Origin of the sequence: Siphonobacter curvatus (assembly GCF_002943425.1) — a bacterium.
GTDB lineage: Bacteria > Bacteroidota > Bacteroidia > Cytophagales > Spirosomataceae > Siphonobacter > Siphonobacter curvatus.
In genome coordinates this window covers 2,103,554-2,118,526 of the sequence record NZ_PTRA01000001.1, presented here as the reverse complement: position 1 = coordinate 2,118,526, position 14,973 = coordinate 2,103,554, and the positions used below count along the sequence as shown (strand labels likewise).

The following is a 14,973-nucleotide window of genomic DNA, read 5'->3' as shown; positions in this document are numbered from 1 at the left end:
CTTCCCAATTAAACTAGTAGTAAAGGTACGTAATTCGAACCGTATAAACGACGAATGCCAGTCCGGCAGACTGGCATCCATCCTTGCAACGGACCTTAACTTTAATCAAACAACGGCCAGCACACGCCAAAGCCAAAGCTTCGTTTCATGCCCGGGTAATACGGCGTTGGCATGTATCCATTTGAAAGCAGACCATCGGCTACGTTTTTAAACTGCACGAATACGCGGACGCGGTTGATACGGACATCCGCAAAGGCATCCACCACCAGAAATCCCGGTACTTTATACGTGTTATTGAGATAGAACTGATTGGTCAGAGGTTGGTAAAAATCAGCGTAATAACCCATGCGGTAATGAGCATCCAGTCCCACCTGTACGTACATGACTTTCGAATACACAAAGTCAAACGCAAACTTGGAACGCGTCAACACTTTGGGCATCCGAATCAGATCCGGCCCGGATGTCGTTGTGAAAAAAGCCTGATGCGAAGTACTGAATTTTCCAGCTCGCCAGCCCAGGTCCACGCCAATGCGGTACATGCTGATGGCACTGTTTTCCTGTTGAGCTACTGACTGGGTATCGTAATAAATGTAATTTTTGGTGAGGCTGTACTGCAGGCTGGGTTCAACAAAAAAGTTCTTGATTCGTACCGGAGCAGAGGCCGTGATTTGATTGGTAAAGACATTGTCGAAATTCTTACTCCAGGATACTAGCGGACTTAAAAACCGCTCTTGTATCAAGGTAGGCGAATTGAGCGTGCTCGTAAACGTAGCCTTAAACCATTTGCCGTAATAATCGGCGTGCAGGCGGTAATCCGCCCCAATCAGGTACTCACCTTCGGCTTCAATGCGGGTACTGTCTTTGAAGTAATACGCCAGCCAGGCTCCCAGAAAGTTTTCATTCCGGCGACGAATGGTCTGTTCTCCGTACGTAGGATTGCTAACCGTAAAGCGTTCCGTCAACGTACGTACGCTGTCGTTGACGATGACCGTACGGGTAAAAAACGTCGTTGAATCTCCCTGAATAGTCAGACGTGAGCGTTGGTTGATGCCGTAATCCCGGCGGCGGAGGTGTACCCGATAGTTAAAGCCTTTCAGAGCTCCTTTCAGCCCAATTTTGTTTTCCAGCAACCAGTAATTAGCCTGAGCTTGAATGGTATCACCAATGGTGGTTCGTTCGGGCAGGTTGTTATAAAAGCCCGTCGTTACGGAATTTTGATAGTTCCGATCGCGGTAGCGATTAAACCGGTTGATATAATCTCCGACGTGATACACCTGAAATCCCTTCACAGGCACATATTCCTGATAGACGTGAAACTGATTTCGCCGCTCCCGACTGCGGGACGCCGTCAGAAATTGCTGAGCTGACGCCGGATCGGCCAGCACACTGTCCCAATTAGCCCGCGCCGGATTCGTTTCGGGATAGATGCCACCGGGTTCACGAATGGAATGTTCATACAGTCGAAAATGACCCAGCACGGCGTACTTCTCATCTTTCGTGTGGTAATTGGTATGCGTTACAAAATTCCAGAAGCCTCCCAGATCGCGGTCGGATCGGCTTCGGGCCGAACCTACACTGATTTGCCGTCGACTCAAATTTCGCTCGACGTGCAGACCAATATTCCACTGGGAATTCACATTTCGACTCAGATCAAATTGAAGCACACTTTGTCCATTTCCACCCTGCACAAAATAAGCCTGCGTAAACGGTGATTTGGTATCGTAATACTTGACGTCGTACGGGGTAATGGCATACGGCGAGTTGACGTCATAGCCTAATTGGGCTCCAATTTGCTGGGGAGCTGTAAAGTATAACGGTCGCAAAGCCGAGCTGAGTACGCCCAGGTCCGTATACCAGCGGCCCTTGTGTTCCAGGTAATCAAACCGGTGAAAGTTGATGTAATTGGTATCAATTGCGTACAACGTTTTCCGGTTGTTAAACAGATCTTCTTCCAAAAAATACCGGGAAGTAGTCGGGCCGTAAATCTGCTGGGTCGAATCATCGAGAATTTTCCCGCGACGGTTGGGATCGTCCGCCGGTTTGGGAGCCACTTCGCCCGGGGCATTCGGCAATGGATTGGGTACGGTTTGTGCCTTCGCCAGCAGCGAACAGGCCAGAAAACCAAAAGAGACTAGGAATCGATAGAGCTTCACGGCGTCAAAAATACAAGCAAAAATGAGTTGCGGGGGGACTTAAGCTTTTTTAACGTGCAGACCGGATCGCTCCAGTAGCCATTCGTCAAAATTCAGGGGGTTACTTTCCAGAAAATAGACTTCAATCGGCACGACAAACAGTGGGAAATCAGGCGGTGCCAGCGTTTTCAGCTTTACGGCATCTTTCTCGGTAGTCAAGACCCAGCCCCGACCATTCTGCTCCCAAGCCTGCTCGATCCGTTGCCAGTCTTTCGGCGTATACGCGTAATGATCTCCAAAGGCTAGATGCTGTCCAACGGTAAATTGCCGCTGAGCGTAAGCTTCAAAGAGTTCCGGGCGGGCCAGTCCCGAGACCAGAATCACCTTTCCGATCGCCTGTGTGTTCGTATGTACTGCCACGGGTTGTCCGTATCGAATTGCGGAAAAGAAAACCGGAGCCTTGGCATATGGAAGTATTTTCTGCTGAATCTGTCGCCGTTCCTCATCCGTAAGGGTGGGTGGGCATTTGCTTACGATAATGGCATCTGCCCGCTCGGCTCCGTTCCGGCGTTCCCGAAGGTTTCCGGCAGGAAAAGGGTGGTCCGTATAAAAGGGATGGTTATAGTCGGTAAGCAACAGATTAACGCGGGGTTGCACGGCCCGGTGCTGATACGCATCATCGAGCAGAATAGCCGCCACTTCCGGAAACGCCGAACGAATGTTCGGAATACCTTCCGCTCTTTTTTCTCCGACCGTAACCCGTACGGTTTTTCCAAATTTTTGGTATACTTGCAACGGCTCATCACCCAGGGTTTCGGCCGTATCCTGATTCGTCGCCATACGGAACCCTCGGGTACGCCGACCATATCCCCGGCTTAGCGTCGCCAACACGAAGGATGGACTCAGCAAACGGATCAAATATTCCAGATGCGGGGTTTTTCCCGTGCCGCCAACCGTCAGATTACCAATACTAATTACGGGTAACTCAAAGCTCGTGACCGGAGTCAGCCCCCGATCATACAGGCTATTTCTCCAGTCAGTAATAAATCCGTACAGCCAGGAAAAAGGCAACAGAAGTCGGCGTAATATTGTAAGTAAAGGGCCCATGCGTTGGGTAAAACCAGACAAGCAGAGGTCCGCACTGCGGAACACTCCAGGATTAAATATTGCGGCAAAGAACGTCAAAACGCGGCTAATTGTTTAGTTTTGCCCCCTTTTAAACCAACAATTCCCCTTTAGTATGTCTCTTAAAGTGCTGGTTCACAAGCATATTCTTGACTTCCGGTTTGCAGCCGGCACGTCCAGGGGTACTCTTACCCAGCACACGGCGTATTACCTCAAGGTTTTTGATGACGAAAATCCGTACTGCTTTGGACTGGGTGAAGCCAGTCCGCTGGCCGGTCTGAGTCCCGATTACGTAAACTTTGAAGCTACGCTGCAGAAAGTCTGTCAGGCCTTCAACCGCTACGATCTGGAAGTTTTTTCCTGGAATCTGGATCTGATCCTTAATCAGCTCGTTGAAACCCGCTACCCTACCATTCGAATGGGACTGGAAACGGCCCTACGGGATTTGTTACACGAAGGGAAACGACAGATTTTTAAAAATAGCTTTTCTGAAAGTGAGCGGGAAATCCCCATCAACGGATTGATCTGGATGGGCGATAAAAACTGGATGCTCCAGCAAATTGACCAGAAACTCGAAGCGGGTTTTCGTACGCTTAAAATGAAAGTTGGAGCCATTGACTTTGAGCAGGAAATGGAATGTCTGACCTCCATTCGAAAGCGTTTTTCACCCGAAGCCATTACCCTACGGGTCGATGCCAACGGAGCCTGGACCCCGGAAGAAGCTCAGGAAAAACTCAATCGGCTGGCTGAACTCAGCATTCATTCCATCGAACAGCCCATCAAAGCCCGCCAGCCCGAAGCCATGGCGGCCCTGTGTGAACAGTCCCCTATCCCCATTGCTCTCGACGAGGAACTGATCGGCGTGTACGACTACATGGATAAAATGCGGCTACTCAAAAAAATTCAGCCCACGTTTATCATTCTCAAGCCTACGTTACTGGGTGGCTTTACCGCCTGTAAAGAATGGATTGAGATTGCCAATCGACTCAAGATTAAATGGTGGCTTACGTCTGCTCTGGAATCGAACATAGGATTGAATGCGATTGCTCAGTTCGCTGGTGAGTTTCAGAATCCGTTGCCGCAGGGTTTGGGTACGGGTGGTCTGTATTACAACAATGTACCTTCACCACTTAGCATAGCACAGGGTCAGCTTAGCTACAACAGCCAGCAACCTTGGGATTTACAGCTGTTACAACAGTCCTTCACTACGCATACCAATTAGGCTAGAAAAATTCCCTGCGTATGGTCGTGATGACCGAATTAGGTAATTCTGCGAAACTCTGAGCTTTGGGCTTGATTACATGACCTGAATTGACCTATTTTTGTCGAAATACACGCTATCTCTATTTTGATCGACTAGTTATGAACACGCAGAAACTAAACGATACGTTACTTGAGCTTTTATCCAAGCGTTTCGCTTTAAAACATATGGGATATGACCATCCCGATTACGATGAAGCGGAGGAAACGCTGGAAGCCCTGGAAGACGACTTCGTAGATGAATACGGCGAAGAATTCGAGCAGATTCTGGAACGCGTTCATGCCACATTTTGTCCGGATACTGATGTACTTTTACCCACGGCGTACCTCCCCCGTACGCAATACGAAAAAGTCATCGACGAAGAAACGGGCCTTGAAGAATACGAAATTGGTCCCGGTGATGGCGTTTGGGTGACGCTCAAGGACTTCCCGAATCTGGACGCTAAAATGGTACTCCTTCCTTCGCCCCCACGTCTCGAAATTCTCTCGATGGGTGGTAGCCAGGAGGTATGGCGAGCGAGCTAGTACTCATATTTTATCCAAAGGTATTTTAAAATTAACTCCGCGGTAGTCTATACTTTTTAGACTATTTGCGGAGTTAATTGTTATATACTAGGGAATTAGCACGCATTTTTTGTTGCTATCCCTAAGCCCTGTTATTTTGTCGTGATGAGAAAAGTACCGCCAATTAAAATGGGTACCTTACGTGTCATAATATTAGGGTTGATGGTAACAGGCTTGACACGATCTCAACCAGAGCCACCGCCCTTTATTTTTGAGTACGAACAGTCCCATAGTATTCCCGCTGGAACCATTGATGAAGCTTCGGGTATGGCTGACAGCCGTTCGATGCCCGGACACTTATGGGTTCAGGAAGACGGTAACAACCCAAACCGTCTTTCGCTGATCAACTACCAGGGCCAATTGAAAGGACGGGTAAATTTGCCCTTCCCCAATCGTGACTGGGAGGATATGGATCTGTTTTTCAATAAGAAAGACAGTACTAACTATATCTACCTGGCCGATACCGGTGATAATCTGCAGCAGTATCCCGAGTACTACATTTATCGGTTTAAGGAACCGACTTCGGTGAATGAAGAAGTGACGGAATACGACCGAATCGTTTTCTACTATCCCGAAGGAAGTCGGGATACAGAAGCCATCCTGATTGAGCCCCATACGCAAGACATTTACGTCATAACGAAAAGTCCGGGACTATCGAAGTTGTACAAGCTCGCTTATCCACAGAAGTACGACTCGCCCATGCCAGCCATGTACGTTTGTGACTTGCCCATGTATATGATCACGAGTGGGGATTTTTCAGCGGATGGCAAGCAAATCATTCTGCGGAATTATACGACGATGTATCTCTGGAATCGGGATGATGTCAATGAACCCATTCAGGACGTCATTTATTCCAGTTACAAGCTTATGCTTCCCTACGTTTTCGAGCCACAGGGTGAAGCCGTCTGCTTTGAGAAAAATGGAAAAGGGTATTTCACGCTGGGAGAGAAATTTAAACTCCTCCCCTCGCAGCTCTTCTATTTCGCCCGGAAAAAGTGAGATTTATGTTTAAAGAAAAAGCGGTTCGGAGTTACTGACTCCGAACCGCTTTTTCTTTCTATTTTTCTGCTCGAACTACTGAACGGAAGTTTTCAAATTTCGCAACTAATATCCTTATCTTAAGCTATTTAATCCAAAGCAATTCAACCTGAACAGCCCCACTATCTTTACCAAATTTATCCCATCAACCATCACAACCCATAAAACGCCCGTACAAAACTCGTCACTTTCTCTGATTCGCAGGAAGTTGCCAAGTGACCGCAGTTGCTCGTTAATTCAACCAATGGAGCTTTTAGGTACCCTGAAAATTCGCTTGCTGCCGCCGGATTAACCATGTGATCCTGCGTAGCCACCACAATCAATAGCTTTGCTTTCACCTGCTTCGCGGCCTCTTGCAATGTTTTTCCCGGCATTACGTCCTGCTTGAGCATGGCCCGAATCTGACTCGCCCAATCATACGGATTCTTCGTACTTAAATCCTTTTCTACCTGATTGAGGTAAGCCGTGGCCTCCGGTGCGGATCTTTTCTTCTGTGTGTATTCGGGCGTAAACAGATTCAGTTCGTGAATGAGGCCCGTTGTTTTCAAAGCTTCGGTGGTATAATTTCCTCTTTCGAGTGTCCGTAGTTCGATGTTCCAGAACAAAACATCATACGCGGATTGACGGGGTGTGCCGACAATCGGAACGACCCGATCCATAAAGCTGGGATAACTCACGGCCCACTGAAAGGATTGCATTCCTCCCATCGATACACCCATCACCGCATACAGGTGATTCAGTTTCAGATGCTTCGTTACCAATTCGTATTGACTCTTCACCATATCGCGGATCGTAAAGAGGGGAAATTTTTCGTTAGGTTGCGTTTTAGAATTCGAGGGTGAAGTAGAGACCCCATTCCCAAGGGCATCGACCACAATGACGAAAAAATGAGTACTGTCGGCCATGTTCCCGGCATTAGCAATGTTAGCCTTTTGCTGGGAGGTGCCTCCAAACCAGGTAGGCACCAAGATGACATTGGAACGCTGCGGATTGAGTTTTCCAAAGGTTCGGTAGCCAATGGTACAATTCTGAATCGTCAACCCATTTTCAAGTTTCAAATCACCTAAGTCCGCAAACTTTTGCTGGGCATGCAGACTGCCCAGGCCTAAAAAGAAAACCAGAATACAACGAAAAAGCATCGTTTGAATGGGGGAAAACGTTATGAAATCAAACCTACAGGTGATCCAGTTGCTGGAGAAGTTCGAGCCCCGCCGGCCAGGAACCGTATCCCGAAGCTACGTTGATATGTCCGGCATTGGGAATGGTGATTAGCTCACTCCCCCATGCTTCTCCCATGTCTTGAGCCCGTTCCATCGTCATATACGGATCATTGGTACTGCGAACAACGATGGAAGGGAAAGGCAGCTTTACCGTAGGCATGGGTGAAAATCCGGTCGTGCCGGAGGGGTACGAAGCCGCTTCGGTATCACTCGGAGCAACCAGCAGGGCGGCTTTGATCGGACGCTGATAGTGTTCCGCCCAGTAGGCAATTGTCACGCAGGCCAAGCTATGACCTACCAAAATCACATTCGATACACCCGCCCGAAGTACGGCTTCATCCAGCGTTTGTACCCAGTCGGTACGGATGGGCGTTTCCCAGTCCCGCTGTTGAATGCGTTCAAGGTTGTATTGCTCCTGCCAGAGCGTTTGCCAGTGACCTTCGCCGGAATTTCCGAGTCCCGGATGAATGAGTATAGTTGATTGAAACGACATAGCCTAAATAGAAAACTGGCAAAGGAGTAAATTCCCTTGCCAGTATAGCGTTTAACGGTCTTACTAACAAATTCTCTTTATACTCATTCCGAGTCAGTCGGAGATTAATATAACGATTTGTACTGCAACATCCCACTTTATCCTCTTTCAAACTTGAAACTACCTCAAACTTTGCCTGCTACACATCAATCTCAACCTGATTGCGTAAGACGTCTTCCAGCGTTTCCCGCTGACGAATTAAATGTGCTTCACCATTCAATACCAGTACCTCCGCCGGACGCAGGCGACTGTTGTATTGGCTACTCATGGCGAAACCGTAGGCTCCGGCGTTGAGTATGGCGAGAATATCGTTGGCTTTGACTTTGTTGAGGGTACGGCCTAAAGCGAAGTTATCCGTTTCGCAGATGTATCCCACCACGTCATACACATCCTGTTCCGAGTCATCCGGATTGGAGGCATTCACAATATGATGGTAGGCATCGTACATCATCGGACGGATCAGGTGATTCAGCCCGGAATTCACGCCGACAAACGTACGGCCCGGAGCTTCTTTCACCACATTGGCCGATACCAGCAGATAGCCACATTCACTAACGAGGTACTTGCCAGGTTCGAACCATAACTGTAAATTACGACCGTATTTTTCACAGAATTCCCGGAAAAATCCTGAAAGCTCCGCTCCGAATTTCTCCATATCTGTTGTGTAGTCGCCTTCTTTATAGGCCACTTTAAACCCACCGCCGAGGTCAATGCACTGCAAGTCGGGGAAATCGTAGGCAAACTCGAATACACGACTGGCGGCTTCGATAAAAGCAGAAGCTTCTTTTACATCAGAGCCCGTATGCTGGTGCAAGCCCACGATTTTTAGATCGTACTTTTCAACCAGAGCCAGAATTTCCGCCTTTTGCCGAATATCGATACCGAATTTAGACCCTTCGTGGGCCGTCATGATTTTTGCATTTCCTCCCGCCGCTACGTTAGGCTTCACCCGAATCATACAGGGTTTGGACGAACCGTATTTTTGACCAAATTTTTCCAGTACATCGAGGTTATCCAGGTTTACAAACGCTCCCTGTTCAACGGCAAATTCTATTTCGTCGAAGCTCACGCCGCTGGGCGTAAAGTTCATCTGATTTCCTGCGTAGCCAGCCCGGAGACCAATCTGTAACTCCTGCGGAGAAACCACATCAAGATCCACGCCGTGCTTACGCATGAGTTTAAGTACCGCAAGCGAAGTCAGGGCTTTACAGGCGTATTTAATTTTCAGATCAATCCCTGCAAAAGCCTGATGAATGCTTTGAATTTGCTGAATAATTTTTTCGCCGTCGTATACGTACAGGGGTGTACCGAAACGCTCGGCCAGATCAGTAACTTTCTGATTTTGTATGAAATAAGAACCTTCTCGGAGTTGCATGGGAATGTAAGAAAAAATAAAGCTGCAAGTTGGCAGAAAGTGACGGGTTTGCCAAAGAGGAATGCGTAGTTTATGGGATTAGTTTGGCGGGTGTCGCCGGGCCTTTCCTGCGTTACACTTGCTCTTCAAACGTCCTGACAAAGGCCAAGTAGCCGAACCTCAATCCTGTTACAGACCCCGTCCCCTTAGCTGCAGATGATTTATAAAACAAAAACGCAAGAGTCAACTCCGAAGGGTGTGATTAGCCCCGTAGGCAATGCGGGGAACATCCAGCCCGGTAGGCACAGCCCACCAACTTAAAAAGTCCGTAGTGAATACTACGGACAACCCGTCCCGCTATCTTTACCGACTTTACCTTCGCAAACTACAAACTGCAGCGGCTCTCATCTTTAAACGTTACCCCCTAAATTTGCAATCTGCAAGGCAACGAGCCATTATTAACTATTTCTTAATCATCAACACATGCAGAAAACGATACGTTTCTGGCTTTTTCTTCTATTCACCTGTACACTTCTGACCACTCAGGCTCAGTTACAAAGCGGTCCCATGCTGGGCTATTCCGACTACATGGAAGTCATGGTATGGGCTCAGACTAAGAAAGCGGCTAAAGTTAAAATTCAGTACTGGGAAGTGGGCAATCCCTCCAACAAACGATCTACCGATGAGGTCAATACGGAAAAAACCAACGCGTACATTGCTCATTTATACGCGGACCAGGTAGAGCCTGGTAAGAAGTATGAGTATGAAGTTTGGGTGGATGGAAAAAAAGTAGTCCGCCCCTATCCGCTTCAGTTTCAGACGCAACAATTGTGGCAATTCCGTACTGATCCACCCGCGTTTAGCTTTGCCTTCGGTAGTTGTGCCTATTTCAGCGAACCCGAGTACGACCGCCCCGGTACGCCTTACGGTCAGCAATACGAGATCTTTACGAAAATTGACAGTCTGCGTCCCGACTTTATGGTTTGGGGTGGTGACAACAATTACTACCGGGAGGTGGACTGGAGTACGCGTACGGGGATGCTCCGCCGTATGACGCACGGCCGTTCGTTCCCACAACTGCAATCCCTGCTGGCCCGTACGCACCACTACGCCATTTGGGACGATCATGATTACGGCCCTAATGATTCGGACCGTAGTTTCTGGATGAAGAGGGATGCCCTCGACATCTTCAAGCAATTCTGGGGCAACCCAAACTATGCCTTTGACAAAGAAGGCATTACGGGCACCTTCCAGTGGGGCGATTGTCAGTTTTTCATGCTGGATGACCGCTGGTGGCGAGCCCCTAACGAACTGGAAGGTTCTAATAAAGACTACCTGGGCAAGAAGCAGCTTGACTGGCTGATTGACGCTCTGAAATTTAGCCAGGCCACGTTTAAATTTGTGGTCTGCGGTGGTCAGGTGATTAATCCAGCGGCTCAGTTTGAAAACTACTCGGTATACGCGGAAGAGCGGGAAGAACTGCTGAAACGGATTGCGGAACAGAAAATTCCGGGCGTGGTATTCCTTTCGGGCGACCGTCACCATACGGCCGTGCACAAACTCCAGCGATTCAACGCGTATCCTTTCTATGATTTCACCATTTCGCCCTTCACCTCAGGCCCTGCCCGTCAAACCAAAGAAGAAGCGGTATCTCCAACCCTCTTACCTGAAACCGTACTGACCGAACGCAATTTTGCGGTCATGTCGCTTTCCGGTGCCAAAAACGAACGGGTATTAACCGTAAAAGCGTACAACACCCGGGGCGAGCTGAAGTGGACCAAGGAGATTAAAGCCAGTGAATTGAAATAAGTAAAGTATTGTAGTTTTAGAAGACATCTTTTGTCCCCAAATAAAAGCCATTGATTACCCTACTGATAGTCAATGGCTTTTACTTGGTGGTTACGGATTGGTCACATCCACGTCTACACTAAGTTGATCTCTGGCAATTGAAATACCATCTACAGACATATTCACAACCTCGATCCCGTACGTGAAACTGAATTTATAATCCTTCCTTGTTTTGCTTACAAGCTTCAGGGGTTTGCATACAGGCGTGTAATTACGCCTCCCGACCTTTGCATCATGGAAATAAAACAAATCGCATTGGGCAGCCAGGGTTTGGTTGTCCCAGTAATCGGCCTGGGCTGTATGGGCATGACGGGCTTTGAAGAAGGACACATGTATGGTCCTGCGGATGAGCAGGAAGCCATCGCAACGATCCACCGTTCGCTTGAATTAGGCGGTACTTTTTTAGATACTGCCGATCTGTACGGACCGCTGAAGAATGAGCAGTTGATTGCGAAAGCCATCCATGGTAAACGTGATCAGTATATTTTGGCGACTAAGTTTGGCTGGGAGATCGATGACCACAACAAGGTAACCTGGGCCATTAATGGCAAGAAAGAGTATGTGAAGAAAGCGTTGGAGCGTTCGCTCAAAAATCTGAATACGGATTACATTGATCTGTATTACCTGCACCGCCTGGATAAAAATACGCCGATCGAGGAAACGGTTCAGGCGATGGCGGAGCTGGTTCAGGAAGGCAAAGTGGGGTACATCGGTTTATCAGAAGTTTCGTCGGAAACAGTGAAGCGAGCCCATACCGTACACCCGATCACTGCCGTACAAAGCGAATACTCGTTGTTCGAGCGGACGGTGGAAGAACGTGGCGTTCTGGCAACCTTACAGGAAATGAGTATTGGCTTTGTAGCATACTCACCGCTGGGCCGTGGCTTCTTGTCGGGACAGATCAAAAGCATCGATGACCTGCCTGAGAATGATTTCCGTAGGGCCATTCCGCGTTTCCAGGGCGAAATGTTTAACAAGAACATTGAATTGGTTAAGGCCATTGAAGCAATGGCTGAAGCCAAGCAGGTCACTTCTTCGCAGTTAGCTTTGGCCTGGATCATGAGCAAAGGCATTCTGCCGATCCCCGGCACGAAACGCCGGAAGTACCTGGAACAAAACATTGCCGCAACCACGATTGAATTAACTCCGGCGGATTTATCACATCTGGAAAGCATCGTGCCTTTAGGAACGGATACCGGTGCTCCTTACGATGAGTTCAGTATGGGATTAATTGATTAGTTTTAGGTATGAACGCCATTAACTCCATATCGGAATTTCACCGTCTACTGTCCTTACCCGAACCTCGTCACCCGCTGGTGAGTGTGATCAATCTGACAGAAAGTGTTTTTTTGGAAGACGAGATCTGGAAAGGTTTCTTCAACCGCTTCTATTGCGTGGCACTCAAACGCGAAGCCAAAGGCAAGATCAGGTATGGACAGCAGCATTATGATTACGATAAAGGCGTACTGACGTTTACCGCACCCAATCAAGTGCAGCAACTGGACCTGCATACGATGGAATGCGGGTCCGGTTATCTCCTGATCTTTCACCCGGACTTCCTATTACAGCATTCGCTCGCAAACAGCATTCATCACTACGGTTTTTTCGATTATGCGATAAACGAAGCCCTGCACCTGTCAGCCGAAGAAGAAGATGACCTGATCACGATTCTTCATAAAATTGACAAGGAATGCCAGCATATCGATAAGCATACCCAGGAGATTATTCTGACGCAGATCGAGAGCCTGCTAAAATATTCTAATCGGTTTTATGAACGGCAGTTTTTGACCCGCAAGAATAATAATTCAGCCCTGTTAACCCGGTTCGAGCAGTTGATCGATGACTACTTTACCAACGACGCCCAGCGTTTGCTCACGGTAAAACATATTGCGGAACAGATGAATCTGTCGCCGAACTACTTGAGTGACCTACTTCGAGTTCATACGGGTCAGAACACCCAGCAACATATTCATGAAAAACTGATCGCGAAAGCCAAAGAAAAACTTTCCACAACCAATCTCTCGGTCAGCGAGATCGCCTATGCCCTGGGCTTTGAGCACACACAATCCTTTAGCACGCTTTTCAAGAAAAAGACAAATCTATCGCCACTGGAATTTCGTCAGGCTTTTAACTGATCTTTGAAAATTACTTCAGAGACTGATCATCTGGCCAAAACTAAAGGTATCAGAGAAATACTTACCATTGTAAAAGCTGAGGCCGGGTCATTTCACCAATGACCCGGCCTCAGCTTTTACAATGCTTGCCACTACCTTACTCCTGCTTCCTGACCCATGTTTAGGCAGAACGTTGCTAGTCGAATTTCTACTACTCTTCACCCGTTCCTTCAAGGTTAAAAGTCTCATAATAGCCTTCAATAGTATCGCCAGGGTAACGCTAACCATAGTGCTCACCCGTTAGCCACGCTATCGCCTACCGTTCCCCTTCTTCATTGGTTTGTGTTTGGTAGAATCCTACGTTTCGGGTATATAGCCATTAGAAATCACCTGATACCCCTGATGTGTTGGATGCTCGCGACCCACATCTTATTTTACGAACCGATTATGAATGAACTACTGAACATTAGCGGCCGGGCCGTGGCCGTTTACCTGTTTATTATTGTGTGCATCCGTTTTTTCGGAAAGAAGGAACTCACGCAGCTATCGGTCGTTGATCTGGTTTTTGTCTTACTGATTTCCAATGCCGTACAAAACGCAATGGTAGGTCCGGATACGAGCTTGATGGGCGGAGTAGTCGCGGCGGGAGCTTTATTTGCGAGTAATTTCGTGCTGAAAAAACTCTTGTACCGGAGTCCACGAATCAATCATCTCTTACAGGGGGAGCCCATTTTACTGGTATATAAAGGTCACGTGAAAGATCGGAATCTGGCGAAGGCTCAGATTAGCGTCAATGAACTGGAGGCTGCCATTCGCGAACACGGCGTGGAACGCTTGGAAAAGGTTGACCTAGCGGTCTTGGAAGTGGATGGAAATATCAGCGTCATGTCGGATGACTTTTCGAAGAAGACTCGTCACAAAAGAGTCCGCCCCAAAATTAACCCTACCTAAAGTAGTTATACGGCCTGCTCAATAACGCAGGCCGTATACGTAACGCTTAGTCTTTCTTCAGAAGCATGGCTGAAGCCTGAGCCGTCGGGAAAATCAAAATGTCGGCCAGTACCACGTGGGGTGGCCGGGTCACTACGAATGTGATGGTTTCGGCGATATCTTCGGCCGAAAGCGGTGTGAATCCCTGATAAACCAGATCCGCCCGTTTGTCATCGCCCTTGAAACGAACCAGTGAAAATTCCGTTTCTACGGCTCCTGGAGCGATGTTGGTAACTTTGACACCAAACGGGTTCAAATCCATACGCATGCCCTGACTAATGCTTTCTACAGCCGACTTGGAAGCACAATACACCGTCCCGTTAGGGTACGTTTGCTTACCCGCTACCGAACTGATGTTAATGATGTGGCCACTTCGCCGGGCAATCATACCAGGCATCACCAGTTTCGACACGTACAGAATACCTTTTACATTCCCATCAATCATGGCATCCCAATCGTCGGGGTCATTTTCCTGGATGGGACCCAGTCCGTGAGCATTGCCCGCGTTATTGACCAGAATGTCGATTTCCTGCCAGGACTCTGGTACGCGAGAAAACGCTTCTTCCACATCTTCGCGGTAGCGAACGTCGAAGTTGAGCGTGTATACTTCCACCTTGTCCTGCAGTTTTTCTTTGAGTTCATCCAGTCGTTCCTGGCGTCGGCCGTGCAATAACAGCCGATAACCCAGTTCAGCAAAAGCGAAAGCCGTCGCTCTGCCAATCCCGGAAGTAGCTCCGGTAATAAATGCGGTACGTGACATAAAAAAGTAATTGCCGATGTACGGATAGAATGATAA

General features: G+C 48.1%; 13 protein-coding genes. 7 read left to right on the top strand and 6 right to left on the bottom strand.

The genetic code is table 11. The features are described from left to right. Positions 1-101: 101 nt before the first annotated feature. On the bottom strand, positions 102-2,153 hold the full coding sequence (locus tag C5O19_RS08750) for a putative porin (RefSeq protein ID WP_165795975.1): 2,052 nt from the start codon (positions 2,151-2,153) through the stop codon (positions 102-104). Positions 2,154-2,192: 39 nt separating this feature from the next. After that, entirely contained in the window at positions 2,193-3,239 is a 1,047-nt protein-coding gene (gene lpxK / locus C5O19_RS08745) for a tetraacyldisaccharide 4'-kinase (RefSeq protein WP_104711392.1), read from the bottom strand. A gap of 133 nt (positions 3,240-3,372) precedes the next feature. Here lpxK and C5O19_RS08740 point away from each other — a divergent pair, with 133 nt between their 5' ends. The 3 genes from C5O19_RS08740 (at position 3,373) to C5O19_RS08730 (ending at position 6,080) form a co-directional block, all read left to right on the top strand. Next, positions 3,373-4,479, top strand: coding sequence for an o-succinylbenzoate synthase (locus C5O19_RS08740; protein WP_104711390.1), 1,107 nt, complete (start codon positions 3,373-3,375; stop codon positions 4,477-4,479). A gap of 140 nt (positions 4,480-4,619) precedes the next feature. Then, positions 4,620-5,042 carry a hypothetical protein gene (locus C5O19_RS08735; protein WP_133163332.1) on the top strand — a complete coding sequence of 141 codons (423 nt, stop codon included), beginning with the start codon at positions 4,620-4,622 and terminating at the stop codon, positions 5,040-5,042. A 213-nt stretch (positions 5,043-5,255) separates the two neighbouring features. After that, the gene (locus tag C5O19_RS08730; protein WP_133163331.1) at positions 5,256-6,080 is read left to right on the top strand and encodes a PE-PGRS family protein; all 825 of its coding nucleotides are present in this window, start codon (positions 5,256-5,258) and stop codon (positions 6,078-6,080) included. A 191-nt stretch (positions 6,081-6,271) separates the two neighbouring features. Here C5O19_RS08730 and C5O19_RS08725 read toward each other — a convergent pair whose 3' ends face one another. From C5O19_RS08725 to lysA, 3 genes are all read right to left on the bottom strand, one after another. Beyond that, a complete protein-coding gene (locus C5O19_RS08725; protein ID WP_104711386.1) occupies positions 6,272-7,258 on the bottom strand; it encodes an alpha/beta hydrolase in 987 nt (328 codons plus the stop codon). A gap of 34 nt (positions 7,259-7,292) precedes the next feature. Continuing rightward, on the bottom strand, positions 7,293-7,832 hold the full coding sequence (locus tag C5O19_RS08720) for an RBBP9/YdeN family alpha/beta hydrolase (RefSeq protein WP_104711384.1): 540 nt from the start codon (positions 7,830-7,832) through the stop codon (positions 7,293-7,295). 178 nt (positions 7,833-8,010) lie between these two features. Next, a complete protein-coding gene (gene lysA, locus C5O19_RS08715; protein ID WP_094808449.1) occupies positions 8,011-9,246 on the bottom strand; it encodes a diaminopimelate decarboxylase in 1,236 nt (411 codons plus the stop codon). A gap of 462 nt (positions 9,247-9,708) precedes the next feature. Between lysA and C5O19_RS08710 the strand changes: the two genes are divergently transcribed. The 4 genes from C5O19_RS08710 (at position 9,709) to C5O19_RS08690 (ending at position 14,138) form a co-directional block, all read left to right on the top strand. Further along, a complete protein-coding gene (locus tag C5O19_RS08710) occupies positions 9,709-11,034 on the top strand; it encodes an alkaline phosphatase D family protein (protein ID WP_104711382.1) in 1,326 nt (441 codons plus the stop codon). A 273-nt stretch (positions 11,035-11,307) separates the two neighbouring features. Continuing rightward, complete coding sequence (locus C5O19_RS08705; protein ID WP_104711380.1) at positions 11,308-12,312, top strand: aldo/keto reductase; 1,005 nt, start codon at positions 11,308-11,310, stop codon at positions 12,310-12,312. Positions 12,313-12,320: 8 nt separating this feature from the next. Next, on the top strand, positions 12,321-13,208 hold the full coding sequence (locus C5O19_RS08700) for a helix-turn-helix domain-containing protein (protein WP_104711378.1): 888 nt from the start codon (positions 12,321-12,323) through the stop codon (positions 13,206-13,208). Between the two features lie 426 nt (positions 13,209-13,634). Beyond that, entirely contained in the window at positions 13,635-14,138 is a 504-nt protein-coding gene (locus C5O19_RS08690; RefSeq protein ID WP_104713996.1) for a DUF421 domain-containing protein, read from the top strand. A 46-nt stretch (positions 14,139-14,184) separates the two neighbouring features. Here the strand turns inward: C5O19_RS08690 and C5O19_RS08685 are convergent, their stop codons facing one another. Beyond that, positions 14,185-14,937: an SDR family NAD(P)-dependent oxidoreductase gene (locus C5O19_RS08685; protein ID WP_104711374.1), complete on the bottom strand. Its 753-nt coding sequence runs from the start codon at positions 14,935-14,937 to the stop codon at positions 14,185-14,187. Positions 14,938-14,973 lie beyond the last annotated feature (36 nt).